Origin of the sequence: Natronorubrum halalkaliphilum, assembly GCF_009834785.1 — an archaeon.
GTDB classification, from domain to species: Archaea; Halobacteriota; Halobacteria; order Halobacteriales; family Natrialbaceae; genus Natronorubrum; species Natronorubrum halalkaliphilum.
The window spans coordinates 1-25,392 of record NZ_WUYX01000027.1 but is presented as its reverse complement, the minus strand read 5'-3'; the positions used below and the strand labels follow the sequence as shown (position 1 = coordinate 25,392).

Genomic DNA, 25,392 nt, shown 5'->3' with positions numbered 1-25,392 from the left:
TACGGATTGCTGTAACTATGTACCGCCGATCACCAGGGACGGGGTCGGTGATCGGCGGTAATTGACTACAGTAAACCGTATGAGCCGTCCTGTCCGGAGCGCGCTGTCGGTGTCGATGAACGGTGGCGACTCAGTTCGAGGACCAACATCCGTTGGAAGAACGATGATCCCAGTTGGCACTGTCGGGGACGTATGGCAACCACAGCCGTTCCCCGGAAGGCGATCGTGACCTGTATCGGTTGCGATGCGATTCTCGGCGCCGAGATCCATGATAACGGCTCGTTCACGCCGCTGGGAACGGAAGCCGAGTGCCCCTGCGGGTCGTTGACGTCTTGCCGGCTTCGATGACGGCGATCAGCAGCGCTATCGCTCCCCGCCGCGGCCGTCGTTCGAAGGCAACAGCGTCCGCACCATCTCGCGATCGTAGCGGTCGGTCCGGAACAGGCCGAGACAGAACAGTCCCGCGACTCCGGCCGCCAGCCAGTTCCCGTAGAGGACGTTGATCGTCCCCCAGAGCAACACGAAGCTCACCAGATCGTCGAGGATGAACTCGCAGGTTCTCACACGCTCGAGTAGCGCCCGTCGGTCGAATGCGAGGTCGACGAGGACGACGGCGACGGTCCCCGAAATGACCCAGCCGACGTAGTTCGAGACGGGGACCCCGTAGTAGATCCCGGCTGGTACGAACTCCCAGAAGCCGATCGCGACGGCGGCGGGGTCGAGAACGAGATCGATCGCGACGACGGCCGCGATCGCGGTGAGAATTCTGATCACGAGCGAGTCGCTCCAATCCTCGAGGACCAGCAACGTGAGCAGGTAGGCGTTTAGCACCAGCGGGATGAAAAACAGCGGCAAGGCAAGCGGGACCTCGCCGAACAGCATCGGTCCGAGCTGGATGGTGTACTCGAAGGCTCCGTAGGGCCAGTCCGTTCGCACGCCGACGATCTCGATCGCGTACGTGTACGCCGTCAGCACGCCGAGACAGCCGAGCGCCCACCAGCCGATCCGCGGAAGCAGGCCGACGATCAGCGGCGAGCGCATCACCATCGTCCCGAAGAGGATCAACAGCGGGTTGTACGCAAGCGGCGACGGCAGGAGTCCCTCCGCGCTCGCGACCAGCGTCACCGCGCCGACGGCCGGGAAAACGACGGCGATCGTGAACCGATTCTCGCGGACGATCGACTCGAGTCGTCGCTGGACGGCCCCTCGAGTGCCTTCGGTACGGCTCGTCGAGTACGGGTTATCCATGCACCAGCCTCCAGAGCCCACCCATCGTCAGGGCCGCACCGACGACCGTGTTGATCGCCGGGAACCACCAGTACGCGCGCTCGACGGCGACGCTCGAGGCGACGATCACCGTGACGAGCGCGGGATAGACGAGCATGAGCGCGCCGAGGCGGGGGTCGAGCGCGCCGAACGCGACGGCGCTCGCGAGCCAGCACGCGCCGCAGTAGCCGTAGGTCCGACGTTCGCCGAGCACCGTTGCGGTCGTCCGGATCCCGGTTTCGCGGTCGGGTTCGATGTCGGGGATCGCCGAGAACGTGTGCATCCCCATTGCCCACAGCCAGCCGCCGAGGACGGCGAACAGGGGCGGCTGGCTCCCCGCGACGGCGGCGTAGGCTGCCGCCCCAGGTGCGATGTAGAGTCCGTTCGAGACCGAATCCAGAACCGGCGTCGTCTTGAACCGGACCGGCGGGGCGCTGTAGGCCGCCCCGAGGACGAGAAAGGCGGCGATCCAGGGCCAGGCCGACACCGGGACGAACGGCACGAATAACAGGGGAAAAACGGCACAGCAGGTAACGGCGACGGGAACGACTCGCTGGCCGCGATAGCGGGCTTCCTTCGACTCCTTCTTCGGGTTTGCGACGTCGATTTCGCGGTCGTAGATGTCGTTGATCCCGTAGAGGAAGACGTTCGCCGGCACGAGGAAGTAGGCGAAGAGGGCCACGGCAGCGGGCGCGAACAGATCCCCGACGCTGTCGGCGGCGTAGGCGACGCCTACCACGACCGGCCCCGCCAGATAGAGCCAGAACCGCGGCCGCGAGAGCGCCAGGAGATACGAGAGTCGGTCACCGAGAGTATCCTCCCTCGCGGCGGTCGAACCTGCAGTCATCGGTGCGAATCAGCGCGTGTCACGGCTCTACGGGCCGTCCGTAGTCCTCGAGCACTTTCTCGGCGGTCAGTTCGCCGCTGATGAGACACATCGGGACGCCGATCCCGGGCGTGGTGTCCCCACCGGCGAAGTAGAGCCCGTCGACCTTCTTCGAACGGTGTGGCGGCCGGAAGAGCGACGTCTGACGGAGCGTGTGCGCCAGTCCGAGCGCCGTTCCCCCGTAGCTGTTGTACCGGTCGGCGAAGTCCTCGACGGAAAAGCGTTCCTCGAGGACGATCCGATCGCGAAGCTCGGTGCCGGTGTTGTCGGCGATATCGGCGAGCACTCGGTCGCGGTATTCCTCGCGGCGCTCGGGGGTGTCCTCGAGGCCGGGTGCGATGGGGACGAGGACGAACAGCGCGCTGTGGCCGTCGGGAGCGACGTCGTCGTCGGTTCGGGAGGGCACACAGCAGTAGTACGCGGGGTCGTCGGGCCATTGGGGATCCTCAAAGATCTGGTCGAAGTGGTCCTCCCAGTCGGTCGGCAGAACGAGCGTGTGGTGGGCCAACTCGTCGACGTCGCCCTCGACGCCCAGATAGAGCAAGAACGCGGAGGGCGCGTAGGTCCGTTTGTCCCAGTAGTCGGCGTCGTACCCGCGCTGCTCGTCCCGGAGGAGATCCTGTTCGGTGTGGGCGTAATCGGCGTTGCTGACCACCAGATCCGGCCGAATCTGCCCCCGCGGCGTCTCGACGAGGAAGGCCCCCTCGCGACCCTTGACCGCCGTCGCCGGCCGATCAGTGTCGTACTCGACGCCCAGTTCGCGGCCGAGTTCCGCGATCGAATCGATGACGGTACCGATCCCGCCCTCGGGATACCAGACGCCGAGATTGAAATCGACGTGGCTCATCAGATTGTAAAGCGCCGGCGTGTTCGTCGGCGAGCCGCCGAGGAACACCAGCGTGTACTGCATGATCTGCTGGAGCTTCGGATGGTCGAAGTAGCCCTCGACGTGGCCCTGCATCGAGCCCAGCAGGGAGAGGCCGCGGGCCTGCCGAGCCACGTCGGGATCGATGTAGTCTCGCAGCCGAGTACGATCCTCGTAGACGAAGTGCTCCATCCCGACCTCGTAGTTCTTGCGTGACTTCTCGAGGTAGTCCTCGAGGGCGTCACCCGCACCGTCTTCGTACTCGTCGAAGACGGCTTTCGTCCGCTCGAGGTCCGGCGTGATCTCGACCTGATCCCCATCCTTGAAGAAAATCCGATAGTGGGGATCGAGGTGCGTCAGTTCGTAGTAATCCGAGGGCGTTCGGTCGAAGTCGGCGAAGAACCGCTCGAAAACGTCGGGCATGAGATACCACGACGGCCCCATATCGAATCGGAAGCCGTCTTTCTCGAGACGGCTCGCTCGACCGCCGAGCTGTTCGTTCTTCTCGATGACGCGAACGTCGGCACCCGCGTCGGCGAGGTAGCAAGCCGTCGAGAGCCCGCCGACGCCGGCACCGATAACGACGACGGATTCACCGGCTAGCGATTGCATAAGTATCTATGAATAGTGGCTCTCTCATAAACGTGGGTCATACCCATGTAGGGTTCCGGTTCTATATTGACTGAGAAGACGGATCCTGGACCCCACGGAATGACGAGACGCCGACACCATCGTGAATCACTCGACTCCGGTGCGGTACACAAGCGGCTGTTCGGCCGAGGGATTCGTGTCGGATACGTGAAATAGACGAGCAACCGAGCCCGTTTGGCGTCCGATGGGTTTCTGGTAGCGGCGTCCGTACATGGCTTATGAACGGGACGACAGCCGTCATCACCGGCGGCACTCGCGGCATCGGACGCGCCGTCGCGGAACGCTTCGCTGAGAACGGTGCAACGGTCGTTATCGGCGCTCGAGACGGCGGCGAAGTCACGGAAACCGTTGGGGCACTCGAGACGCGACTGGAGTCGGCTACCGAGGGTGACGGCGGGAATGTGAGCGAAAACGAAAGTGTGAGTGTACCCGGAACTGCCGCGGGCGTCCGCACCGACGTACGCGACGAGTACGACGTCGAACGACTGGTCGAGACGGCATCCCGAGCCGGCACATCGAGCGGAATCGACACTGTCGTCGCCGCAGCCGGCGTCTATCACGGCGATCCGGGACGAACGCCGATCGACCAGGAGTCCTACACTCGGTTCGACGATCACGCAGGGATCAACGGTCGAGGCGTCTTCGCGACGATCCGCGAGGCGATCCCACACTTGAACGACGGGGCCCGCGTCTTGGTTCCGACCGGGGTCGTGGCCAGCGAAGCCAAATCCGGGTACGGCTCGTATGCGGTGTCGAAGGCGGTGGCGGAAGCGGTCGTTCGCGGGTTCGCCGCCGATACCGAGTACACCGTCGGCTGTCTCGATCCGGGGCAGGTCGCGACGGAACTCACGGACGGGGCGGGTCGCGACCCCGACGATGTCGCACCCATGTTCGTCTGGGCCGCGACCGACGCACCCGAGGCAGAACTCGACGGTGGCGTCCTCGGCCTCCGCGAGTGGAAAAACGCGACTCGGTGATCCGGCGAGAGTTTCGTGACTGCGTGGTCCCGGATAGCGCTACGCGTCTCCGTCGTCGGTCTGGACGCGTTCGCGGGCGAACTCCGACAGCGAATCCCAGTCGAGATCGTCGCCCAGCGACTCGAGGCCCTCGCCCAGCGATTCCCGCGGCTCGAGTTCGCGTTCGGTTCCGGGCACCTCAACGATCGTCTCGCCGTCCTCGTCGTGATCGCCCTCGAAGACGGTTCGATCCGCCGTATCGAAAAATAGCGGGTTGCCCGTGGCCGTCGACCCGACGTACTCGACGTCGTTTTCGCGGTGATCATCGAACGTTACCGCCGCATCGTATCTGGAGTCGTACATATCGAAACCGACGGCAGCCAGCCCGTCAAGCGTTCGCGTTGCAAATCAGAGGCTATGAAAAGGAATCAAGACTGTTGTCGGACGCCGCCAGAGCCGTCGCTCCCAGCGGCCACAACCGAAACCAGGGTGGTCGGCGCTGTCGCTCGAGTCAGAGCATCCGGAGAAATGCGGTCAGTCGGTGGTACCGAGGTTCAATCGATGTGGCCTTCGCGGCGCAGCTGGTCAGCGTCCTGGCTGGTGTAGCGCCATTCGATCGTGGCCTTCTCGTCTTGCCAGTCCCAGGGCTCGGCGACGACGATGTCGTCTTGTTCGATCCAGGTGCGGTATTTCATGCGACCTGGGATGCGGCCGAGTCGTTCCTCGCCGTCCTCACAGCGGAGTTGGACGTGGTTTCCGCCAAGGTGTTCGGTTACGACGGCGAATACTTCATCGCTGTTGGGCATACGGAGGTTCCGTCGCCCGGATTCTTCTGTCACACACTCACTACGAGGGGGAGACGTTTAAAACATTGGAGAGGCGTGGTAGCGTCCCACTCACGACTGTAAGACGGCTTACAGTTCCCGATCCGAGTCCGGGTTCTCGAGGTCCCACAGCACCTCCGGCAGGAACGCCCCGAGGTTGTCGATGACGCTCCGATCACTGACGTTCAGCCCCTCGCAGTGGTCGTGGGCCGAGTCCCGAATGTCGACGTGGAGGTCGCCGTCCTCGAGCCAGACGCCGAGCGGAAAGACCGAGCATCTGGTCGGTTTCCAGTCCTCCTCGAGGTGCAGCGAACAGAGGCCATCCTCCCGGAGAAAGGCACACGCACAGCCGTCATCGGCGACGTGGTCGTCCCGTTCTTTCTCCTCGCGGGTGACGAACTTCTCGCCGCGAAACTCGGTCGTCGTCTCGGCGAGGTTCGCTCGTCGTGCTAACTCGAGGAGATCCTGATCGTAGAGCAAGACTCCGTGCTGGCAACACCAGGTGCAGTCGTCGACGCACTCGAAGGTGAGGTCGGGGTCGAACTCGACGACGACCTCGCGATCGGGATAGACTTCGACGCGTCGCGTAGCGTCGGCGCTCACAGACGGTCGGAGGGGGTGACGGCGGAAGTGCCTTTCTCATCTGCGGGCGCTCGAAAAAGTACGGTAGGTGCGAGAAGGGTGGATGGGAACGGCGTCAGGGGGGACGTAGCGGGCGTTCGCTCACACGATCTCGAGGGCACCGTACATGAACCCCGCGTGGGGCGAGCAGTAGTACGGCTGCGTGCCGGCACCCTCGGCCGTCCACTCGAAGATGTCGCCCTCGCTTCCGATCGTCGCGTCGAACACGTCGCCGCCGCCGCTCCGGTCGTCGATCGACTCGGTCGAGGTCACGGTGTGGAAGACCCCGTCGGTGTTGACCCACTCGATCGTCGTTCCCTCGTCGACCGTGACGAAGGCGGGATCGAAGACGAAGTTCGGTTCGTCGTCCCCGTCTCCCGCACGAGTCTCGATCTCGACGCCGTCTTCCCCGGTCATATCGACGAACTCCTCGTCGATCGTCTCGGACGTTGCGTCGTCGGCATCCGTCTCGTCGGCATCCGTGTCGTCATCGGCGTCGTCGGCGTTCTCGGATTCGGCGTCACCGACCACGATCGTCCCGTCCATGAACCCCGCGTGAGGCTTACAGTAGTAGTGCTGAACGCCGTCCTCCCCGGGAGTCCACTCGAACGTATCGCCCTGGCTGGCGATCTCCGCGTCGAACTCGTCGCCGGGCGTCTTCTGCTCGAGCGAGTCGGTCGAGGTCACGGTGTGGTAGATCCCGTCGGTGTTGACCCAGCGAACGGTCGTACCGGCCTCGATCTCGACGCGATCGGGATCGAAGACGAAACTCGGTTCGTCCCCGTCTTCGTCCCCTTCGCGCGTCTCGATTTCGACGACGTCGTTTCCGTCGGTCCCGTCGTCGTCCGAACTCCCTTCGTTGTCGCCGTTCGAACTCGCATCGTCCTCGTTGTCGTCGCCGAGACAGCCGGCGAGAGCGGCCGTAGACAGCGCGGCACCGTTGCCGGCGACGGCGAGCAACCGCCGACGGCTCAGACGTCGTTCACTCATGAGTCACTCGGGGGCTTCGGTCGGCATGAACTCGCGATCGACGCCGACCTCGACGTCGCCCCACGGCATCTCGTGGTCACGGGTAGCGTGGTGGACGAGCCAGGCACCCCACTGCTCGGCGTCCTGGCCGCCGTGGCCGGCGTCCCAGCTGTCGGCCTCGTGTTTGTGGAAGTGCGTGAACTCGTCGGCCTGTCCCGCCGGGATGTCGTCGCTGGTGAACTGGCCGCGTTTCCCCATCCCGAAGTAGATGAGGTTCTCCGCCTCCTCGACGGCCGGGTCGTCGAAGTGGAGGAAGAGGAACGTCTCCTCGCTGACCCACTTCCAGACGTGTGCCGGGGTCCCGTGCGGTGCGTCGTCCTGCCCCTCGGTCCAACTGTCGTCGAACGCCTCGATGAGTACGTCGCGGTCCTCGGCCGAGAGGTCGCCCTCGCCGCCGTCGGGCGTCTCCCAGTCGGTCTCGTGGCCCTCGCTGCCCTCCTCGGGCGGCGTGGGCATGAAGCCGTAGTCGACCTGGGGCTCGATCGGTTCGTCGTGGAACGGGTACTCGATCTCGCGAACGGCGATGTGGGTCAACCAGTAGCCCTCGTCGCCGGTCTCGCCGCCGTGACCGTCCTCCCAGCCGTCGGCCGTGTGCTGATGGAAGTGCGTGAACTCCTCGCTGGGCTGGCTCTCCTCGGTGAACAGCCCCTTCTGTCCGATCGTGATGTAATCGAGTTCGGTGGCTTCCTCCGGATTCGGCTCGTTGAAGTGGAGCCCGATGAAATTCTCGTCGCTGACCCATTTCCAGACGTGGCGCGGCGTGTAGCTGTTGGCCTCCTGTTGGGCGTCGTTCATCGGTTCGTCGTCGAAGGCTGCGACGAGCGCCTGGATATCATCCTCGGAGAGCGAGTCGCCCTCGGGAGTCGGCTCGAGGCTGGCGAGCTCGGACTCCTCGGCGCCGGTCGTATCGTCTTTGTCACCGTTCATCTCGTCTTCATCACCACTCGTGTCGTCTTCGGCACCGTTCGTTTCGTCCGCGGTATCTTCGTCGTCGCCGAGACACCCAGCGAGTGCGAGCGCACCGCCTGCACCCAGCACCTGGATCACGCGTCGCCGGTCGATCGGTCGAGAGTCATCGGTTGGCATACAGGAGACCCAACGACGGAACGGACGATGTCGCTATGGTGGTCATGTGTGCGCAACGCACAGGCCGGATTGATTTATATAGGGTGAATCATAACCGGCACGGCAACAGGATTCGAACGTCTTCGCCAGCGTGAACTGACGTACAGAAGTGCGCCTCACAACACCGCTTACGGCCCCGAGCCCACCGAGAACGATTCGGATGCCAAGATCAACAGCAGTAACGGTTGTCGTCGGGACGGAACGTCGTCTCGCTCGCCGAACTCGAGACCGGGTGCCGCGAGCGAGCCCTGAAGCTGCTGGCTGGTAGTCGTCTCCGCGCGGGCCATCTCGCCGGCGTCGATCGTCGTGACCACGTCGCGCTCGGCGTCGTCGATGGCCGCTACGTGGGTCGCCGTCTGAACGGGAGCGTACAACCGACCCACTAAACTGCCTCGAGTCGCCAAGCGAACTCCTACGGACCGAACTCGTCGATGCGGCCGTGGACCGTCTCGGACCACTCGTCAACTGCCTGGTGCATCAACTCCTGGGCCTCCGGCACGGGAACTGCAAAGTACTGATAGACGTAGCCGCCGCCCTCGAGAAGCCGCCGCTCCCGCTCGACCAGTTCCTTCTCACACAGCGTCGACAGCGCGCGGTTGACGTTGCTCCGATCGCGCTCGAGGGCGTCCGCGAGTTCGGCGACCGTACTCCCTTGCAACTCGAGTAACCGGAAGTACGTGCGCGTCTCGTGGGCCTGTATCCCGAAGACGCACTCCAGTATCCGTTCGAACTCCGGGCTGTCGACGAGCATGAGGTCCTCCATGCGTTGCTCGCGTTCGCTCATCAGGGACTAGAGACACGGCAGGACGGAACCTATACGTTGGGGAGCGAGCGGTGACCCATACGGTTTACTGTACGTCAGTTCCGGCGCAACCCCGACCGGCCGGCGGTTGCGTCGGTACGTCGTGGTATCGGGGTATAAGAATGTCAGGATATCGGAACAACAGACCGTATCAATCCTCGACGGCGGGCACGCCATCGGCGGAATCCTCGGCGGGTGCCGGTTCGGCGAGACGATACCGCTCGAGACACCTTCGCATCTCCTCTTCGGTCTCGTAGGTGAGCAACTTCATCGGGGTATCGCAGTAGTACGTCCCGCTCTGCCGTCGCAGCGCCATATTCAGGCTCTTCCCGAGCACGGTGACTTCGATGATCACCCGATTTCCGTCCGCGAGTTCCTGAAGCACTTCCCTGGACGTGAGGTCCTTGCGGTTGACGTAAATCGTCTCGCCCATCGTCTCTAATTAGGGGCCGCTACCGTAATAACCCACGTGTGACTCGGCCGGTCAGTGACCCGGGGACTCGAGGTCGCGATCGACTTCGGCAGCGTCGACGACCGTATTCCGCAGCGTGCCGACGCCGTCGTAGGTGATCTCGACGGTGTCGCCGGGTTCGACCAGTCCGGGGTTGGCCGGACTGCCGAAGGCCACGACGTCGCCGGCCCGGAAGGTAAATCGTTTCGAGAGGAAGGAGACGATCTCGAACGGGTCGAACAGCATCAGTTCGGTGTTGGCTTCCTGCCGGCGTTCGCCGGCGACGTCGGTCCGCATGTCGATTCCAGTCGGATCGACTGCGGTCTCAATCCACGGTCCGAGCGGGCCGGAGCCGTCGAACGCTTTCCGCGCCGTCCGTCCCTGCTGGTCGAGCGCGTCCACGTCGTTCATGATCGTGTAGCCGCGGATCGCGTCCGCCGCCTCCGCTTCCGAGAGATTTCGGCAGGGTTCGTCGATGACCGCCGCGAGTTCGCCCGCGTAAGTGAGTTCGTCGGTGAACTCGGGGTCGGGGATCGGATCCCGGTGGCCCAGTAGCGACGCCGGCGGCTTGATGAAGAAGTCGGGCTCTTCCGGGCGTTCGTACGCCATCTGGTCGAGGGTTTCCGCGTAGTTGCGGCCGACGCAGTACAGCGCCGAGGGGTCACAGGGCGGAAGGAACGCCTCGTCGTCCCCGACTTCGTAAACGCCGTCTTCGGCGTGAACGACGCCGTCTTCGTACCGTCCGGTCACCGGGCCGTCGTCGGTCATGATCCGCGCGAGTTTCATTATCGGCGGACTCGGTTCCGGAAGATTAGTCGTACCGGTTCGGTCTCGGGCGAGTGGATCACCGCCCTCGAGGGCGGTTACGCACTCCTCCGACGAGTCAGTCGCGGGGCCCGCAGCTCCCACGAGTCGGGCCCTCACCTCAACTCTCGAACACAGGCACATGGAAGGCTGACGTATTCCCCGCGGGTCGGCCAACGGACGGGTATGTGCGCCAACTTCACGGTCGATGACGAAGGGAAGTCAGTCGTCAACACGAACGGGAAGGAAATCGGCGTCGTCCAGGACGTCGAAGCGGGCGTCGCGTACGTCGAACCCGGCCCGGAGATGACGGACTCGATCAAGTCTCGACTCCGCCGCGACCGGGACGTCGCCGACGGAATGGAGAACTACCAGATTGACGAGGACTACGTCGACGAGATCACGGGCGGCGAAGTTCGACTGCAGCGATTCTGATCGGTTGAGAACCCCGTTTCGCTCATCGGATCAGCCCCTCGATATTCCGGTATCGGATATTCGCCCACGCGTCCGCCGAGAGATCGAATCGCTCGAACAGCGACAGGTGGGGGATTTCCTGTCCCGGCGCGAGGTAGTCCGTGCCGAACACCAGTTGGTCGTGGTGAGCCGAGAGAAAATCCTGTGCGTACGCCGGGTCGCGCGTGAGCGCGTTCCAGCCCGATCCCCCCGAAATATCGCCGTAGATGTTGTCGTACGTCGCGAGAAGTTCGGGAACGCGGCCGCCTGACTCGATCGATCCGTCCGGATAGTCGCCCCGGTCGTCCGGACCGACGTCCGCCGAAATGTGGGACCACCACGCGTGTGCGTGAGCGATGAAGTCAACCTCCGGATAGGAGGCGACGACCTCCTCGAGTCGCGGGAGTCCAACGTCGTCCATCATCGCCTTGTCGTCGGTGTGAAAGAGGATCGGCAACCCGTAGTTGACACACCGTTCGTAGAGCGTCTCGAGCCGCGGATCGTCGATCGCGAGGCCGGCTTTCAACTCGCCGAAGCCGCGCATGCCCCGCTCGACGTAGCGATCGAAGAGCTCCGTCACGGCACCGAAATCGTCCTCGTAGACCAGCGTCCGCGGATCGATCGTACAGAACGGAAGCAGTCGCTCAGGATACGATTCGACCTGATCGAGGATCCACCAGCTCGGCGCCTGCACGGGGTAGCTCTCGGGCGAGTCGAGTGCCAAGACGACAGCCCGATCGATGCCGTGAGCGTCCATCCATGAAATCAGCTCGTCGGCGCTCAGGGGATCCCTGTCGAGCGTTTGTTCGGGGATCAGGTGGGTGTGTGCGTCGAGTAACGGCTGGTCCGTGACGGGGCCGGGGTCGGGGTCGGTGCCAGAATCAGCATCTGCATCACCATCCTCCCGTCTCGAGCGACCACGAGCGTGCGCCTCGGCGTCGCGAGCGGGCTCCGCTGCTGCGGCCGACCCCGCCCCGACGATGCCGGTTGCACCGGCGAGACCGAGACCGAGACCTGCGCTCTCGAGGAGGCGTCGCCGCGTCGTGGTCTCTGTAGACGAAGACGCTGTTCGCTTGTCCGCTCGGTTCACGGTTTTTGCTCCCACTACCCCGTTGAAAACGATACAGGGGATAGGTCACGATTCCAACCGGTTCGAGTGGATAGCTTTACCCAATCCGTCGAAAAGAGACGATAATACGGACCACGAGTTCGATGACAGCCACTTCCAACGCCCTCGTCACCGGCCCACCGGGCAGTGGCAAGACGACGGCACTCGAGCGCAGTATCGAACGCCTCCGAGAGGACGGGTACGCCGTCGGCGGCCTCTCGTGTCCCGAACGCCGCAGGAACGGCGAACGGGTCGGGTTCGAAATCGTCGACGTCGCGAGCGGCGACCGTGCGGTGATGGCGCACGTCGACTACGACCAGGGGCCCCGCGTCGGCAGCTATCGGGTCGACGTCTCGGCCGTCGACCGACTGTCGCGACGTGCACTGTCGACTGCCACTGACGCAGTCGACTGTCTCGTTATCGACGAAATCGCCCCGATGCAACTCGAGAGCGACCGATTCGTCCGAGAGACGAGACGCGCCCTCGAGTCGGCGACGCCGGTGCTCGCGGCGATCAAACACGGGAGTACGGACGGATTTTGCGAGGCGGTCAGGAATCGCGCGGATACGGAACTGTTCGCAGTCGAACCGGGGACGCGAGACGCACTCCCCGGAACGCTCGCGGCGTGGGTCGAGTCTCGGTTCCGGTCCCAGTCCCGATAGGTCGCCAGCCCCTCAATCCCCTGAGTTACCAGTCCCAATCCCCCGAAACGCCGTCGACTGGTCAGGTCACCGTCACTCCTCTATAACGAGGTACGTCCGCCCGCCGCGGTGCTCGAGCGAGACGTAGTCGGTGTCGACGTTCGAGTGGACGAACTCCTCGATCCCGTCGGCGTGGAGATCGGTGACGTCGATTCGTTGCCGCCGTGGCTCCGAGTCGAGTGGTTCCGGGCGGTCAGTCTGCGTGCTGCGGTCGTCAGTACGGTCGACGATCAGTGCCATACCGGACAATGAGACGGATCGCATGTTAATCCGATCCACCCGGAGTGAAAGTGAAAGTGCAGGAAAGCGGCGGTGTCGCGGTGAAATTCGGGAATTAGCTACTCGAGCGAGCGTCGCCGCCCTCGCGCTCCCGACCCCGCGCTATCCGACCCGCTTGACTTCGACCGGATGCGGACCGTCGTCGGTCCCGAGTGCGACCGCGTCGACGATCGACTCGCGCGCCCGGGACCGCCACTCCTCGACGGCCTCGGCGTGGCGCTTTCGCAGGCGTTCCGTCGCGTCCGAATCGGCGTCCTCGAGCGCCGTCTCGAGGGAGGGGTAGTCGGCGACGACCTCGTCTTCGATGACGGTCGCGGGGTCGACGTGGACGGCGCCGGTCAGTTCGGTGTCGTCGCGTCGATAAACGTGGATTCGGGCCCGCATGCGGCCGTGAAACGGCGGCGTCACCCGGAGGACGGCCTCTCCGGGGTTCTCTTGCGTGTACGCGTAGGCGTCGACTGCGTCCGCCGCGGAGAGCGCGAGCGAGCGGATGTCCGTCGGATCGGCGTCGTCCCCCATTGATCGATCGTTGGACCCGAGACGGGTTAACGTTGTGAGTCCGGGGCTCCGGACTCGTCCTCGAGCGCCGGCCGGAAGACGTCGGCTCGGACATCCGTAGAGACGCCGTAGGTCGCGTCCGAAACCGAATCGGGGAGTTCTGCGTCGCAGTCTTCGTAGTGTGCGCGAAGCGAGGCGCGAACGGCCTCCCGGACGCAGGCTCGCGTCGCCGCGCCGACATCGGTGCCGCTGCCGGAGAACTCGAGTCGCTCGCCCGTCGGATCGTGGCCGGCGACGATGGCGTCCGTGGTGGTTCCCGGAAACCCGGTTGCCGCGAGCAGCGTCGCCGCCTTCGCCTCCGCGGCGACGGCGACCAGATTCGCCAACGCGCCGGGTGCGAGCGCCCGCGTCGTCCCGACGATGACGTTGACCGTTCCGCGCGCCGGCCCGCTCGAGCCGTCGCGAGTTCGTTCGTCGGTGCTCGAGTCATCCGGGCGGTTGTCGGGGAGTGGATCCATCGGCAACGCCGCGGGGTTCGAGATGCCGGCGGTCGCGTAGGCTGTCACGGAGCCGTATCGTGCGCCGCGGGCGTCGGCCTGCTCGACGCCGGTGAGCAGGGTCGGTCCCGGCTTCGGCTTCGGCTCCGGTCCCGGCAGTTCCGCTTCCCCACCAGCGAATCCCGCACGCTCGAGGCGCTCGTCGACGTACGCTGCGAGGTCCGTTCGCTCCCACCCTTCGGGAACGGAGACGTTGTACGCGCAGTCGGCCGTCCGGCGGCCGCCGTTCCAGCCGGTCGAGAGCCACTCCGTTCCGGGTCGACTGACTCGGAGAACCCCCGCTCGACGAACGGCGCCGTAGGCCGGGTCCGAATCGGGATCGGGCTCCGTCATTCGTGAGTCTCGTCGTCGGCAGCCTCGGCTGTCCCGTCGCCTTCAGACCCGTCGGCCTCGAGAACACCGAGCGCCGCCAGCAGCCGGTCGTTCGATTCCCGATCCTTCACGGCGACGCGGACGTGAGAGTCGAGGCCACGAAAGGTCGTCGCGTCGCGGACGGCAACGCCGTCCTCGCGAGCCGAGACGATCACATCGTCGACGTCTCGGTCACCGACGTCGACCAGCAGGAAGGGCGCGTCCGACGGCGCGACGTCGAACCGTCGCTCGAGGGCCGTGTGCAACCGATCGCGTTCGTTCGCGACGCGCTCGCGGGTTTCTCGGACGAACTCGTCCCGCCGCAGACAATGCGCGCCGACCCGCGCGGCCGGCGTTCCGAGCGACCACGCGCGGCGGGCCGTCTCGAGCGCGTCGCGCCGGTCGCCGCTCGCGACGGCGAATCCGGCTCGCAGCCCCGGCAAGCCGAACAGTTTGGTGAGCGAGCGAGCAACGATCACGCAGTCGTCATCGAGTCCGGCGGCCGACGGCAGGTCCGTGAAGCCGAGAAACGCCTCATCGACCAGAAGCGTCGTTCCCGCCTCGCTACAGCGGGCTGCAAACGCCGCCAGCGTCTCGGGATCGGCCGCCTCGCCGGTCGGGTTGTTCGGGGTACAGATGACCGCCAGCGCGCAGTCCTCGAGCACGCTCCCCTCCGTCGCCAGAATCTCGTCGTGGGGAACGAACCGCGGCGACGCCCCTTGTAGTCGGACTTCGCGGGCGTACTCGCCGAAACTCGGGGACAGGACCAGCGCGTCGTCGCCGGGTTCGAGCGTGATCTCCATGGCCAGCCGAATCGCGGCCAGTCCGCCGGGCGTCGGAATTACTCGCTCGGGCTCGCAGCCGACGAATTCGGCCGCGGCGGCCCGGTAGTCGGGGTAGTCATCGTCGGGGTATCTCCGGGAGCGCTCGAGCGCGACTTCGTAGGCCTCCTCGACGCCGCCGGGCGTGGACGGATTGGTGTTGGCCGAGAAGTCGAGGACGTCCCGGTTGGTTTCGCCGCCGTGGGGGACCCGCTCCCCGGTCCGTACCGACTCAGGGTGCATGGTCGCCCTCCGGATCGAGAGTGGGATCGGAGTTGGAGTCAGAATCGGAGTTTGAGTCAAAACTTGTTTCCTTGGCGTCTTCACCACTGTCCGCGCCCCGATCCTCGCCCTCGATTCCCAGTCGAGCACACACCGTTTCGAACCGCTCCCGTACGGCCGCCATCTCACCCTCGGGGACGAGCGAAAGCGCACCGCCCATCGCGACGCCCTCCTTGGCCTCGCCGGTGCAGTAGCGTTTCATGGGGACGTGCTCGCGCTCGTCGAAGCCGGGATCGGTGACGGTGAGGTCGCAGTTCAGCCGGTCGCAGATGTCGCCGAGTCGGTCGCCCTGTTCGGCTTCGACGAAGGAGGTGGTCGCGATCGACAGCGGCGCGTCGACGTCCGCGTGGCGCAGGATCGTCGCGACGGCCACCATCTGGGTGCCGCCCGCGAGCGTCACGTCGATCCCCGACTCGAGCGCCCCGGCGGCGATCCCCGCGACGGTCGCCTGCACGGGATCCCCGACGGCTCGGATTACCTCGATCGGTTGGCCCTCACAGTCTCCGGCCTCGAGATCGCTTGCGGCGAGCGCTTCGTCGACGACTCGTCGCTTGCGTTCGATGGGATTGCTCGGCAGCGACGAGGAGACCTCCCCCGGCTCGCCGAGCGCGGTGAGCACGCCGAGTGCAGTCGTCGTCCCGCCGGGGACCGTCTCGCCGATCACGAGTCGGTCGTCGGGCAGCCCCGTCCCGTAGGCGTGGGCGCGGTCGAAAATCGCGTCCGCGTCGGGGACGGCTTCGGAATCGCGGATATCGGCCCCCGGCTCGACGCCGAGGTCGACGGTGGGTGCGGCCGTCGGCTGGGCCAGCCCGGCGTCGACGACCGAAACGTCGAAGTCGATCACTTCGCGGACGGCTCGGGTCACCGCGGCCGGCGTCGGGCAGCCGCTCGGACTCACCGGCGTAACCGGAGCCATCGTCGGCTCGCCGTACTCGAGGATCTCGACGTCCGCGGAGGGCGTGTGTTCCATCAGCTCCGGGGCGGCCCCCGCGGCGCTGATGCCGTCGATCAGGGCCGTCTCGGTCGTGCCGGCGGGGAGCAGCAGACGCATTACCGAACCTCCTCGGGCGGCCAGTCGGCCGCGATACGGGCGTCTTCGCGTCGGTTCACGTTGATCGCGAGTCGCGGGTCGTAGTGTACGTGGGTCATGGATTCTGAGTCGTCCGCAGCGCCGACGACGTTGATGCCGGTCGGCGCGAGGTGATCGGCCGGCTCGAGGGTCGTGTCGATACTCGCGCCGAGCCGGCGCTTGAGGGCGACGGGGACGCAGACGGTTCCCGACGCCTCGCTGTCGCCGTGGACCGCGAGCACCCGGTCGATCGCCGGACCCGAGAGCAGCGGGACGTCCGCCGCGACGGTGAGCATCGGCGTCGAGAGTTCGGGTCGCTCGAGGAGTTCCAACAGGTCCGTCACGTAGCCCTCGCCGGCCGTCTCGATGGTGGTCACGCCGTCGGCTCGCTCGAGGTGGACCCGCGTCTCGGGTGCGTTCGGCGAGACGGCGGCCGAGATCGTTTCGACGCGACTCGCTTCGAGGCCCGCGAGCACCCGGTCGACCATCGGCGCGCCGTCGATCGGATGCAGCGGCTTCTCGTGGGGGCTCTCGAGGCGGGTGCCCTCGCCGCCGCACATCACAACAGCGTCCACGCGATCACCCCCGCGTGGACGCCGGCGACGCGCCCGATCTCGTTCGCTGCGCCGAAGATATCGCCGCTGATGCCACCGAGGTGTCGATTCGCCCAGTACCAGGGGAGGCCGAGTCCCGCGAGGGCCCCGACGAGGGCGACCGCAGCGACCGGGGCGGGCCAGGAAAGGGCGACGACGGGGACGGCGACGACGGCGGGCGCGACGAACGACCGCGAGGCGGCCGCGTCGGTGAACTGCCGGCCCATCCCCTCGTGGCTCGCGCGGCCGAAACAGGCCATCGCGGCCATTCCGAGTTTGGTCCCGACTTCGGCCGCGATCGCGATAGCGACCGCGGTGAAAACGGGCACTCCGGCGAGGGCGAGACCGGCGAGGGCGAGCGCGGCGACGATCGCCGAAACCGCCAGTAGCGCGCCGACGCCGGTCGTCGTATCTTTGAGGACCTCGCGTCGCCGCTCGACGTCGCCGTGAACCACGAGCGCGTCGCCCAGATCCGCGACTCCGTCGAGGTGGTGGATCCCGAACACGGCGTAGACCGCGAGCAGATAGGCCAGCGCGACCGTCGGTGCCGGAAGCGTCTCCGCCGCGAGCAAGGGAAGCGCCGCCAGCGCACCCCCGACGTAACCGACGATCGGAAACGCCGCCGGCCTCGAGCGAAACGCCGTCCAGTCGCCGTCGCGGTGACCGACGGGGAGTCGCGTCAGGAAGCCGGCCGCGCCGCGAGCGGCGGCGAGCCAGCACCCGATCACGCACTCACCACCCTCGTTAGTCGCGTCGGAACCTCGAACTCGAGGCGCCGCTCGATTTCGATCTCGACCGCGATTCCGGAGGCGGCGACCGATCCGAGCGCAGACCCGGCGTCAATCGATTCCTGCGGGGTGGGCTCGACCGCCGTTATGACCGTCGTCGTTCCGGCCGCGAGAGCGATCGCGACGATCATCGCGACCGCGGCGGCCAGCCCGACGACGGTGACGGCGCGCTCGCCGTCTTCGACGGTCGGCAGTTCGGCGTCGGCGTTCAGGTCGTAGACGCCCACTTTCGTGAGCCGAACCGAAAGCGCACAAGCGAGCGTCGCCATGGGCCACCCCGAGTTGGGCGACGGTGGCTCTCGAGCCCACTCGCGTGCGCGAAAGAGCGCCAGCGGGTCGGCTCCGGCGACGGTGATTGCCGCCGCCGCGATTCGGGCCGGGAGCCACATTACGAGATCGTCGAGGCGCGCGCTCGCCGTTCCGTGCGGTTTCGACGGGTACCCCAGCATCGAATCCAGCGTGTTGACGCCCTTGACCCACGCCGCCGCGGCGGCCGCGACGGGGAGCGAAATCGGCGCGAGCAGGGCGAACGGAAGCAGCGTCGCGACCAGCCCGTCCGCGAGGTTCTCGCCGGCGCTCTCGACCGCCGCACTCCGGATCTCGGCGGCCGAAAGCGTCGACGTGTCCCGCCCGACGAGTCCGCGAACCTGTTCGCGAGCCGTCTCGAGGCCGTCGCCCTCCTCGGGTGGAGTGCTGTGGTGATCGTCGGCCGCGGCGTCGCCGGCCGCCGTCGCCGCCACGACCGTTTCGGTCAACTCGAGCAGCGATCGCAAACTGGTCGTCAGAAAGAGGACGACGCCGGCGACGATCGCACCGGCGAGCGAAGATGCCTCGAGCGCAAGGGCCACGAGTCCACCGGCGACAATTGCGGGCACCAACGGCGCGAACAGCGCGATTCCGACGCCGGCGAGTCGCCGCCCGCGGTCGGTCGTCGCCCACTCCCGATCCAGCGCACCGACGAGGCTGCCGAACCACGCCACCGGATGGGCGGCGGTGGGCGGTTCGCCGATCAAGAGGTCGAGACTGAACGCCAGACCGAACAGGGCGAGCGTCGTCAGTATCACGGCTGTGGCGTCACCTCCGCGGACGGGTCCATCGTGCTCGTCACTGCTACTGCTACCGCTATCACTATCGCCACTGCAATCGTCACCGCCATCACGTCGTTCAGCCCCCCGATCATTGCCCCCCTGACTCCGCGCGTGCTGCGAGTCGAGACGGTATCGACTCGAGCGGGTGGTCCTCGAGCAACAGCGCCGTCCCGCCGACGGCTTCGACGCCGCCGTCGGTCCGCGGATCGTCGCCGACGTGGACGAGGTCTGACGGGTCGACGCCGAGTTCGTCCGCCGTCAGATCGAATATTTCAGGGGCGGGTTTGCGCCAGCCGCAGCCGACGCTGGTGACGATGGCGTCGAAGTCGTCGCGTTCGAAGGCGGACCGGACGAGTGTTCGGCCGACCAGTTCGGGGACGCTGCAGTTCGAACAGATCGCGACCGGACCGCGTTCGCGAGCGGCCGCCACGGCGTCGACGGCCCCTGGTCTGGTCTCGACCTCGGGATCGAAAGCGGCGACGACGGCCCGTCTGGTCGCGTTGTGCTCGTAACTGACCTCGCGGCTCGCGAGCGCGCGAGAGACGTGTGCCGGCAGCGGCACCTCCGCGCCCTCGGGTGCATCGATGTGGGCCTCGCCGTAGGCATCCTGCCAGTCCTCGGGCACCTCGACGCCCCGCGCTTCGAGTTCGGTCGCGACGGCTGCGGCCGGATCGGTCGGTCTGTCGGCGGTCACGAGCGTCCCGAAGAGGTCGAACGATACTGCCACGGTACTGTGATTAGTTCAAGTTGACTTTATTCTCGCGGTCGGCGGTCCGACGTCAGCGGCCCGATATCGGGGCGGACTGCGAGCGGGAGTCGAACCCGAACTCGGACCGAAACTGAAACTCGAATTCCGACCCGAGCGAGAGGACTCGAGCGAGACGGCAACGGCCGAGCCTACTCGATCGAAATCACGTTCGACTCGAGATCTCGCGGGTAGTAGGTGAGCCACTCGATGCCGTCGTCGGTGATCGCGATCGTATCCGAGTGGCGGTAGCCCTCGCGCTCCGTGTAGAGGCCGGGCTCGATCGTCCAGACGTGGCCGGGGCGCATCACGGCATCGTCCGCGTCGAAGGACGTGTACTCGGACTCGCAGTGGTCGTCCCAGCCGCGGTCGATGTACGGCGGCTCGTGGCCGCCCATGCCGATGTTGTGGCCGACGTGGTGCTGTGCGAGGTCGGCGACCCCCTGCTCCTCGAAGTAGGCGTCGACCGCCGCATCGACGTCGGCGATCGGCACGCCGGGCCCGAGTTCGTCGATTGCGATCGTCTGGGCCTCGAGCATCAGTTCGAAGTAGTGGGCTTGCTCGTCGGTCGGCTCACCGACGAACATCGTCCGCTCGAGTTCGGAGTAGTAGCCGTCGACGTTCGCCGTCGCACCCGTGACCAGAACGTCGCCCTCCTCGAGCCGGCGGTTCGCCGTGTGGCCGTGGGGAAGCCGGGTCTGTTCGCCCGTAATATAGCCCGCGTGGACCGGGCCGCTGCCGCGCGTCCGCGGCACGTACTGATCGCCGAGGGTGTCCAGCATCGCCCGCGAGGCCTCCATCGACGCCCGCTGGCTCACCGTGACCGGGTGCGCGCCGGGCTCGGTCTCCTCCGCGAGATAGCGGTGACCCAGGTTCGCCCATTTCGCTGACTCCCGGATCAGGTCGACCTCCGCGTCGGACTTCTCCCAGCGTAGCCGCGAGACCCACGACTGGTCGTCTACGGCGATGTCGGCGTGCTCGGAGAGCGGCGGTCCTTCGTACCCCATCGTTCCGGGCGCTCCGTCGGCGTCGGCCGCGACGCGTTCCGCGCCCAGTCCCTCGAGCATCTCGACCGCCACGGCGATCGGCCGCCCGCCGGGGTAGTCGCGGTAGTGAAACACCGTGTCGATCCGCGGGTTGGATTCGACGCGCTCGACCTCGAGTCGCGGTACCGTGATTTCGGCGCGGTCCGCGGTCACGGCCAGCACGACGGGCCGTTCCGTCTGGATGTGATCGAAGCCGGTCAGGTACTCGATGCTCGTCGCGCCGAACCAGACGCCGGCGTCCGCGTCCGCGTCGGCGATTTGGTTGCGAATCCGCTCGAGTCGACCGTCGTATTCCGAGTCGGGAAGTTCGGTGGCCATGGGAACACCTCTGTGCGGTGATTAAAAAGGCTTCAGGAGGCGGCGACGAGTTACCGCTGGTCGGAAAGTACCCGTAAACCGGCCGAGTTCCGAATCAGGCCTTGCGAGCGAACGCGAGGTTGCCCGAGATGTTCTTGATGTAGATCTCGACGACGTCGCCCTCTTCCGCACCGGGGACGAAAATCGTGTAGCTGCCTTTCTCGGCGACACCGTCGCCCTTGCGGCCGGTGCCGGTGATTTCGACCGTGTAGGTGTTGCCCTCTTCGACGGCGTCTTGCTGTTGTTGCTGCTGGCTGCTCGTCGAGCGCTTGGTAACCGGCCGGAACGCACCACAGGCGTCACAGCGCAGCATGGGCGTCCGATCCTCGCGGACGAGACGGGTGTCCGGCAGGCCACACTCCGAACAGAGGACGTACTCGTCGACGTAGGCGTCGACGGCCGCGTTGAAATCCTGGTCGGAGAAGGTCCCGTTGTACCGGCCCCGTCCCTCCTCGAACTTGCCGCTGGTCCCCATCTCCCGCTGGATGAACCGGTGGAGATGCTCGTCCTCTCGCGAGAGGACGTCGGCGATTTCGCCGAGGTTCGTAAAGCGCGTAAACGCGCCGTCTTTCTGGGCCTCGGCGTCGGGAATCTGCAGTCGCTGTTCGTCGCCCCCGATGTCGGGGACGTCCTCCATCGCTCGGTCGAGACTCGATTCGTAATCCATACGCGAGAGAAGGCGACGGGGACGTAAATCCGTTCTGCTATCTCAATCGGGAGACGGCACGGCGATCCGTCGATACCGTCGATGTCCGGGACGGACGACGGCTGTACGCCGGATCGGGACCGGCTGGCGGCCCCGCTTTCGGTTTCGGTTTCGGTAGCCGGTTACAGCAATCCGTCTCAGAGCGAGTCGCCACCGCTCTCGCCGACGGACCCCTGAGCCTCGTCGTCGAGACTGGCGAGATCGCGCTCGGGGTTCGCCTCGTTGGGGCTCCCGGCCTCGCCGGTGATCTCGCCGTACACAGCCTCGCGAACCTCCTCAGGGCTGTCGTACTGCTCGCCGCTCAGCCGATCGAACACGTCCCCCAGCGACTCCGTCTCGTTGGGCAGATCGATCGGTTCGTTCCCGTACTCCGTGGCGATCTCCTCGCTCGTGATCGGATACTCGGCCTCCCCGAGATGACGTTCGACGTCGTCGAGAATCGACTCCGTCGTCTCGGCCCGCTGGGACTTCCGTTGCTCGGCGCGATCTTGTGCGCGGTCGCGGCTCGGGCCATCCTCGCTCATGGTCGGTGCTACCGTGGGCCGAAGCAAAAACGACGGGCCGGCGCTCGCGTGTGTTGGTTCGTCCGGTGGTCGTCCCGCAAACGGACCGTCCGTTCGCGCTCCGTCAGTCCGATCGTTCCTCGAGCGCGCCGTCCTCGATCGGCAGGATACGCTCCGGAAGGACGGCGAGGACCCGCGGAGGGAGCTTCGGAAGCAGCCATTCACCGACGACGACGAGCGGTTTGCGAATCGCCGTATAGCCGACCGAGACGACGAGGAGAACGACGAGCAGGTCCCGGACGGGGCCGTCGAAGACGATCAACCCGGGCACCGCAAGCGCCGACGCGAGCAGGAGGTCTTCGGGAGCACCGTCGTAGCGGATCCAGCGCCGCGGACGGATCCAGCGTCCGTGATAATGGTCGTACACGGCTTGCTCGGAGGTCCCTTCCCAGGGTTTGAACTCGAGGCCGCCGCCGGCGGCGTCCATCACGCAGTGGAGTGCGGCCGCGAGGAAGAACATCGCGAGGGCGACGGTCACGGTGGTCGGCACGACGAGGGCGGCGACGCCGGCCGCGAGCGCACATCCGGCGTAGTAAACCGGGAAGTGGAGCGTCTTTCGGTGGTCGGCCGGTAGATCGAGGTCGGGTGCGAAGCCGCCACAGATCGCGGCGACGGCAACGACGGCTGCGGGGGTGACTTCCGGAGCGACCGTCGTGACGAGCGCGGCGACGGAAACGCCGGCGAAAACGTGTGTAGTGGCCATCATGGTCGAATTCGTGGCTGCCGCCGACGGACGGCAACGGAGTTCGATTCCGCTGCCATCGCGGTGGAGGGTGTCCGTCGACGGCCGCGATATCGTAGACCGAGGGACGGCGTCGACACATGCAAGGCTTGCGCTTTCTACCGTCGACGATGGACACCGGAGTGGACAGTGATGTCGCAACCAGTCCGCATGACTCGAGGGAGTCGGAACCGATGAGTCGGTCGCCGACCCGATCGTTTCACGGCGAGCGATCAAACGCCTACCTCTCGTGGACGGCCGTCGTCGTCGCCCTCTTAATCGGCGGCTGGGCCGTGTTCGACGGCCGGTTCCACGAACTGGTCTTCGCCACGAGTCTCGCGGCTATCGTCCTGTTGCCCGCAATCGCACTGGAGTCGGAACGCGCCGCGTTGCCCTGGGAGATTTCGATGCTCGCGCTCCTCCCGCTGTTCGGAGCCGTCGTCGTCTCGGATCCGCTCGCCCGCCAGCTTACGCTGTACGCGGGTGCGTCCGTCCTCGCGCTTGCACTCACGCTCGAGGTTCATGCGCTCACCGAAATTCGTCTCGAGCGGTTTCTCGCCGCCGCGTTCGTGACGATGCTCTCCGCCGGTATCGCGGCGGTCTGGGCGACACTCACCTGGTTTCAGGATCTCGTCGCCGGGACGAGCATTATCGCTAGCAACGACGAGGTGATGCTGCTGTTGATCGCAGCGACCGCGGCAGGCCCCGTCGCCGGTACGGTGTTCGACCGGTACTATCGGCAGTTCCCGGGGGAAGAACTCGTTTCCGCGCCGGTCGACGGCGTAGAGGAAGAGCTGTTCGCGGCGAAAACGGGGGCCGACGACCACCCGACGCTCGAGGAACGGATACCGATCTCGAGCGGTGCCCAGCGGGGCCTTCTCTGGGCGATGCGCGGGGCTCTGGTCGCAATGGTCGGTTACGGGATCGTCGCGCCCGATTCTGATACGATCTCGAACGCGGGGAGCATGCTGGTCGTGTCCGTGCTGCCAGTAGGGCTCCGACGACGCTACGACCTGCCGTTCGATACCGGCTTCGTGCTGTGGATCACCCTCGTCGCCTTCCTGCACGCGCTCGGCTCGGTGTACTTCTACGAACACACCTTCTGGTGGCACAACCTGACCCACCCGCTATCGGCGACCCTCGTCGGCGCGATCGGGTACGTCGTCATTCGATCGCTCGACGAACTCCGCGAGGAGATCCACGTCCCGCCGTCGCTCGTGCCCTCGTTCGTCGTCCTCTTCGTCCTCTCGCTCGGCGTCTTCTGGGAGATCGGCGAGTTCACCTTCGATCTGCTCGCCGAACGATTCTCGCTCTCGATGCCACTCTCCCAGCACGGGCTGGCCGATACGATGTCCGACATCGTCTTCAACACGGTCGGCGCGATCGTCGTCGCCGTATGGGGGCTGCCCTATCTGGCCCCCGTTACTGACGCCATCACCGACCGGCTGGCGACGGTTTCGGAATCGCGGAACCTACCCGGAGACTGGTAGTTCCGCACTCGCTGTGTGTTGTTACTGGAATCCTCACAGCACTGTTACTCCTACCGTACTCGAAGAGGATACTTATAGACGGTCTCGAGAGGCTCACCCGACGACATGGTCGATAGCGACGAAAATCACCGAACGATTGCCGCGTGCGAGCAGTGTGGGTCACTCTATGCCGCACTGAAGATTGGCGACGACCAGTTCCGACCGATCGGCCGCCGCGACGGCTGTGAATGCGGAAGTATGGCGTTTACGCCGGTCGACGATGGGGTTTCTGACGTTTCGCTCGAGGACGACACCGACGAGGAATAAGCCTCGGAAACGGATCGGTACCGACGTCGTTCTCGACGGGAGACGCGGCGCAGACAGCGTCTCGAAACGCCGATTCATCTTTTGGGTCACCAGCATGTTCGTCGCCAGACTCATACGGATTGCTGTAACTATTTACCGCCGATCACCGACCCCATCCCTGGTGATCGGCGGCAATTGAGTACAGTAAACCGTATCAGCGAGAGCAACTCGAGCGCGAGCGCCGGCGTGTGACTCGCGTGTAAGACACGGTCGATCGAACGTCCACAAAAGTCCGCGCACCCCGATTTGAACAGATAGAAGACGGTCCGCCTCGCTTCGCTCGGCGGCTGCGACTTCCGTGTTCAAATCGGCTCAGGAGAGAGTTCTCACTGCTCACGTTGTTCGCAGGAGAAATCCGCCCTCCCCGATTTGAACGCAGTGAGACGTTCCGGGCGTGCAGCGCTTCGCGCCGTTCCGGGGCTGCGACTCACAAGCTCAAATCGTGTCGGTCGGATTTGGAAAACAAATCCGCCCTCCCCGCCTTGAGTTATTCGTCTGTCGAAACCGGTCAACCGTCGATTTGTGGTGTGTCATAGTTCAAAGAAACTCCG

Annotated in this window: 32 protein-coding genes; 6 read left to right on the top strand and 26 right to left on the bottom strand. The window is 65.8% G+C overall.

Annotated elements, in window-relative coordinates:
• Window positions 1-192: 192 nt before the first annotated feature.
• Window positions 193-348 (top strand): hypothetical protein, encoded by a 156-nt coding sequence (locus GS429_RS21790; RefSeq protein ID WP_201293984.1) that lies wholly within the window; start codon window positions 193-195, stop codon window positions 346-348.
• Window positions 349-363: 15 nt separating this feature from the next.
• Here GS429_RS21790 and cruF read toward each other — a convergent pair whose 3' ends face one another.
• The 3 genes from cruF to GS429_RS07905 are packed head-to-tail and all read right to left on the bottom strand — an operon-like array spanning window position 364 to window position 3,629.
• Window positions 364-1,248: a bisanhydrobacterioruberin hydratase gene (gene cruF, locus GS429_RS07915; RefSeq protein WP_160064341.1), complete on the bottom strand. Its 885-nt coding sequence runs from the start codon at window positions 1,246-1,248 to the stop codon at window positions 364-366.
• Entirely contained in the window at window positions 1,241-2,113 is an 873-nt protein-coding gene (locus GS429_RS07910; RefSeq protein WP_160064339.1) for a prenyltransferase, read from the bottom strand. The genes cruF and GS429_RS07910 overlap by 8 nt, the downstream gene beginning before the upstream one ends.
• A gap of 19 nt (window positions 2,114-2,132) precedes the next feature.
• Complete coding sequence (locus GS429_RS07905) at window positions 2,133-3,629, bottom strand: phytoene desaturase family protein (RefSeq protein ID WP_160064337.1); 1,497 nt, start codon at window positions 3,627-3,629, stop codon at window positions 2,133-2,135.
• A gap of 257 nt (window positions 3,630-3,886) precedes the next feature.
• On the opposite strand from GS429_RS07905, the gene GS429_RS07900 reads away from it, so the two are divergent.
• Window positions 3,887-4,645, top strand: a complete 759-nt coding sequence (locus GS429_RS07900) for an SDR family NAD(P)-dependent oxidoreductase (protein ID WP_160064335.1) — start codon at window positions 3,887-3,889, stop codon at window positions 4,643-4,645.
• A gap of 39 nt (window positions 4,646-4,684) precedes the next feature.
• On the opposite strand, the gene GS429_RS07895 is transcribed toward GS429_RS07900, so the two are convergent.
• From GS429_RS07895 to GS429_RS07855, 9 genes are all read right to left on the bottom strand, one after another.
• Window positions 4,685-4,987 carry a hypothetical protein gene (locus GS429_RS07895; protein ID WP_160064333.1) on the bottom strand — a complete coding sequence of 101 codons (303 nt, stop codon included), beginning with the start codon at window positions 4,985-4,987 and terminating at the stop codon, window positions 4,685-4,687.
• Between the two features lie 191 nt (window positions 4,988-5,178).
• A complete protein-coding gene (locus tag GS429_RS07890; RefSeq protein ID WP_076609512.1) occupies window positions 5,179-5,463 on the bottom strand; it encodes a translation initiation factor eIF-1A in 285 nt (94 codons plus the stop codon).
• A 75-nt stretch (window positions 5,464-5,538) separates the two neighbouring features.
• Window positions 5,539-6,051, bottom strand: a complete 513-nt coding sequence (locus tag GS429_RS07885) for a hypothetical protein (protein ID WP_328821297.1) — start codon at window positions 6,049-6,051, stop codon at window positions 5,539-5,541.
• A 120-nt stretch (window positions 6,052-6,171) separates the two neighbouring features.
• A complete protein-coding gene (locus tag GS429_RS07880; RefSeq protein ID WP_160064331.1) occupies window positions 6,172-7,059 on the bottom strand; it encodes a cupredoxin domain-containing protein in 888 nt (295 codons plus the stop codon).
• A 3-nt stretch (window positions 7,060-7,062) separates the two neighbouring features.
• A complete protein-coding gene (locus GS429_RS07875; protein ID WP_160064329.1) occupies window positions 7,063-8,184 on the bottom strand; it encodes a hypothetical protein in 1,122 nt (373 codons plus the stop codon).
• Window positions 8,185-8,351: 167 nt separating this feature from the next.
• Window positions 8,352-8,606, bottom strand: a complete 255-nt coding sequence (locus GS429_RS07870) for a hypothetical protein (RefSeq protein WP_160064327.1) — start codon at window positions 8,604-8,606, stop codon at window positions 8,352-8,354.
• Between the two features lie 29 nt (window positions 8,607-8,635).
• Window positions 8,636-8,986, bottom strand: a complete 351-nt coding sequence (locus GS429_RS07865; RefSeq protein WP_425438196.1) for a helix-turn-helix domain-containing protein — start codon at window positions 8,984-8,986, stop codon at window positions 8,636-8,638.
• Between the two features lie 190 nt (window positions 8,987-9,176).
• Window positions 9,177-9,458, bottom strand: a complete 282-nt coding sequence (locus GS429_RS07860; protein ID WP_160064323.1) for a DUF8001 family protein — start codon at window positions 9,456-9,458, stop codon at window positions 9,177-9,179.
• 51 nt (window positions 9,459-9,509) lie between these two features.
• Window positions 9,510-10,262, bottom strand: coding sequence for a fumarylacetoacetate hydrolase family protein (locus GS429_RS07855; protein WP_160064321.1), 753 nt, complete (start codon window positions 10,260-10,262; stop codon window positions 9,510-9,512).
• Window positions 10,263-10,466: 204 nt separating this feature from the next.
• Here GS429_RS07855 and GS429_RS07850 point away from each other — a divergent pair, with 204 nt between their 5' ends.
• Window positions 10,467-10,715: a hypothetical protein gene (locus tag GS429_RS07850; RefSeq protein ID WP_160064319.1), complete on the top strand. Its 249-nt coding sequence runs from the start codon at window positions 10,467-10,469 to the stop codon at window positions 10,713-10,715.
• Window positions 10,716-10,737: 22 nt separating this feature from the next.
• Here GS429_RS07850 and GS429_RS07845 read toward each other — a convergent pair whose 3' ends face one another.
• Complete coding sequence (locus GS429_RS07845; protein ID WP_328821296.1) at window positions 10,738-11,823, bottom strand: amidohydrolase family protein; 1,086 nt, start codon at window positions 11,821-11,823, stop codon at window positions 10,738-10,740.
• A gap of 122 nt (window positions 11,824-11,945) precedes the next feature.
• Between GS429_RS07845 and GS429_RS07840 the strand changes: the two genes are divergently transcribed.
• Window positions 11,946-12,503 (top strand): nucleoside-triphosphatase, encoded by a 558-nt coding sequence (locus tag GS429_RS07840; RefSeq protein ID WP_160064317.1) that lies wholly within the window; start codon window positions 11,946-11,948, stop codon window positions 12,501-12,503.
• A gap of 72 nt (window positions 12,504-12,575) precedes the next feature.
• Here GS429_RS07840 and GS429_RS07835 read toward each other — a convergent pair whose 3' ends face one another.
• The 13 genes from GS429_RS07835 to GS429_RS07775 all read right to left on the bottom strand — a co-directional run bounded on the left by GS429_RS07835 (window position 12,576) and on the right by GS429_RS07775 (window position 22,991).
• Entirely contained in the window at window positions 12,576-12,782 is a 207-nt protein-coding gene (locus GS429_RS07835) for a hypothetical protein (RefSeq protein ID WP_160064315.1), read from the bottom strand.
• A 141-nt stretch (window positions 12,783-12,923) separates the two neighbouring features.
• The gene (locus GS429_RS07830) at window positions 12,924-13,340 is read right to left on the bottom strand and encodes a DUF8009 family protein (protein ID WP_160064313.1); all 417 of its coding nucleotides are present in this window, start codon (window positions 13,338-13,340) and stop codon (window positions 12,924-12,926) included.
• A 26-nt stretch (window positions 13,341-13,366) separates the two neighbouring features.
• Window positions 13,367-14,209: an adenosylcobinamide amidohydrolase gene (locus tag GS429_RS07825; protein WP_160064311.1), complete on the bottom strand. Its 843-nt coding sequence runs from the start codon at window positions 14,207-14,209 to the stop codon at window positions 13,367-13,369.
• On the bottom strand, window positions 14,206-15,291 hold the full coding sequence (cobD, locus tag GS429_RS07820; protein ID WP_160064309.1) for a threonine-phosphate decarboxylase CobD: 1,086 nt from the start codon (window positions 15,289-15,291) through the stop codon (window positions 14,206-14,208). The genes GS429_RS07825 and cobD overlap by 4 nt, the downstream gene beginning before the upstream one ends.
• On the bottom strand, window positions 15,281-16,381 hold the full coding sequence (cobT, locus tag GS429_RS07815; RefSeq protein ID WP_160064307.1) for a nicotinate mononucleotide-dependent phosphoribosyltransferase CobT: 1,101 nt from the start codon (window positions 16,379-16,381) through the stop codon (window positions 15,281-15,283). The genes cobD and cobT overlap by 11 nt, the downstream gene beginning before the upstream one ends.
• The gene (locus GS429_RS07810) at window positions 16,381-16,959 is read right to left on the bottom strand and encodes an NTP transferase domain-containing protein (protein WP_160064661.1); all 579 of its coding nucleotides are present in this window, start codon (window positions 16,957-16,959) and stop codon (window positions 16,381-16,383) included. Before GS429_RS07810 ends, cobT begins: the two co-directional genes overlap by 1 nt.
• Complete coding sequence (cobS, locus tag GS429_RS07805) at window positions 16,959-17,720, bottom strand: adenosylcobinamide-GDP ribazoletransferase (protein ID WP_328821294.1); 762 nt, start codon at window positions 17,718-17,720, stop codon at window positions 16,959-16,961. Before cobS ends, GS429_RS07810 begins: the two co-directional genes overlap by 1 nt.
• Window positions 17,717-18,841, bottom strand: coding sequence for an adenosylcobinamide-phosphate synthase CbiB (cbiB, locus tag GS429_RS07800; protein WP_328821307.1), 1,125 nt, complete (start codon window positions 18,839-18,841; stop codon window positions 17,717-17,719). Before cbiB ends, cobS begins: the two co-directional genes overlap by 4 nt.
• Window positions 18,842-18,956: 115 nt before the next feature.
• Window positions 18,957-19,595, bottom strand: coding sequence for an HAD family hydrolase (locus GS429_RS07795; protein ID WP_328821293.1), 639 nt, complete (start codon window positions 19,593-19,595; stop codon window positions 18,957-18,959).
• Between the two features lie 170 nt (window positions 19,596-19,765).
• Entirely contained in the window at window positions 19,766-20,977 is a 1,212-nt protein-coding gene (locus tag GS429_RS07790; protein WP_160064305.1) for a M24 family metallopeptidase, read from the bottom strand.
• A gap of 94 nt (window positions 20,978-21,071) precedes the next feature.
• On the bottom strand, window positions 21,072-21,683 hold the full coding sequence (locus GS429_RS07785) for a translation initiation factor IF-2 subunit beta (protein WP_160064303.1): 612 nt from the start codon (window positions 21,681-21,683) through the stop codon (window positions 21,072-21,074).
• 176 nt (window positions 21,684-21,859) lie between these two features.
• Entirely contained in the window at window positions 21,860-22,246 is a 387-nt protein-coding gene (locus GS429_RS07780; protein WP_160064301.1) for a DUF5789 family protein, read from the bottom strand.
• Between the two features lie 103 nt (window positions 22,247-22,349).
• Window positions 22,350-22,991 (bottom strand): metal-dependent hydrolase, encoded by a 642-nt coding sequence (locus GS429_RS07775; protein WP_160064300.1) that lies wholly within the window; start codon window positions 22,989-22,991, stop codon window positions 22,350-22,352.
• 209 nt (window positions 22,992-23,200) lie between these two features.
• Between GS429_RS07775 and GS429_RS07770 the strand changes: the two genes are divergently transcribed.
• Both GS429_RS07770 and GS429_RS07765 read left to right on the top strand, forming a co-directional pair.
• On the top strand, window positions 23,201-24,496 hold the full coding sequence (locus GS429_RS07770) for a DUF2238 domain-containing protein (RefSeq protein WP_160064298.1): 1,296 nt from the start codon (window positions 23,201-23,203) through the stop codon (window positions 24,494-24,496).
• 105 nt (window positions 24,497-24,601) lie between these two features.
• Window positions 24,602-24,802, top strand: a complete 201-nt coding sequence (locus GS429_RS07765) for a hypothetical protein (protein WP_160064296.1) — start codon at window positions 24,602-24,604, stop codon at window positions 24,800-24,802.
• Window positions 24,803-25,392 lie beyond the last annotated feature (590 nt).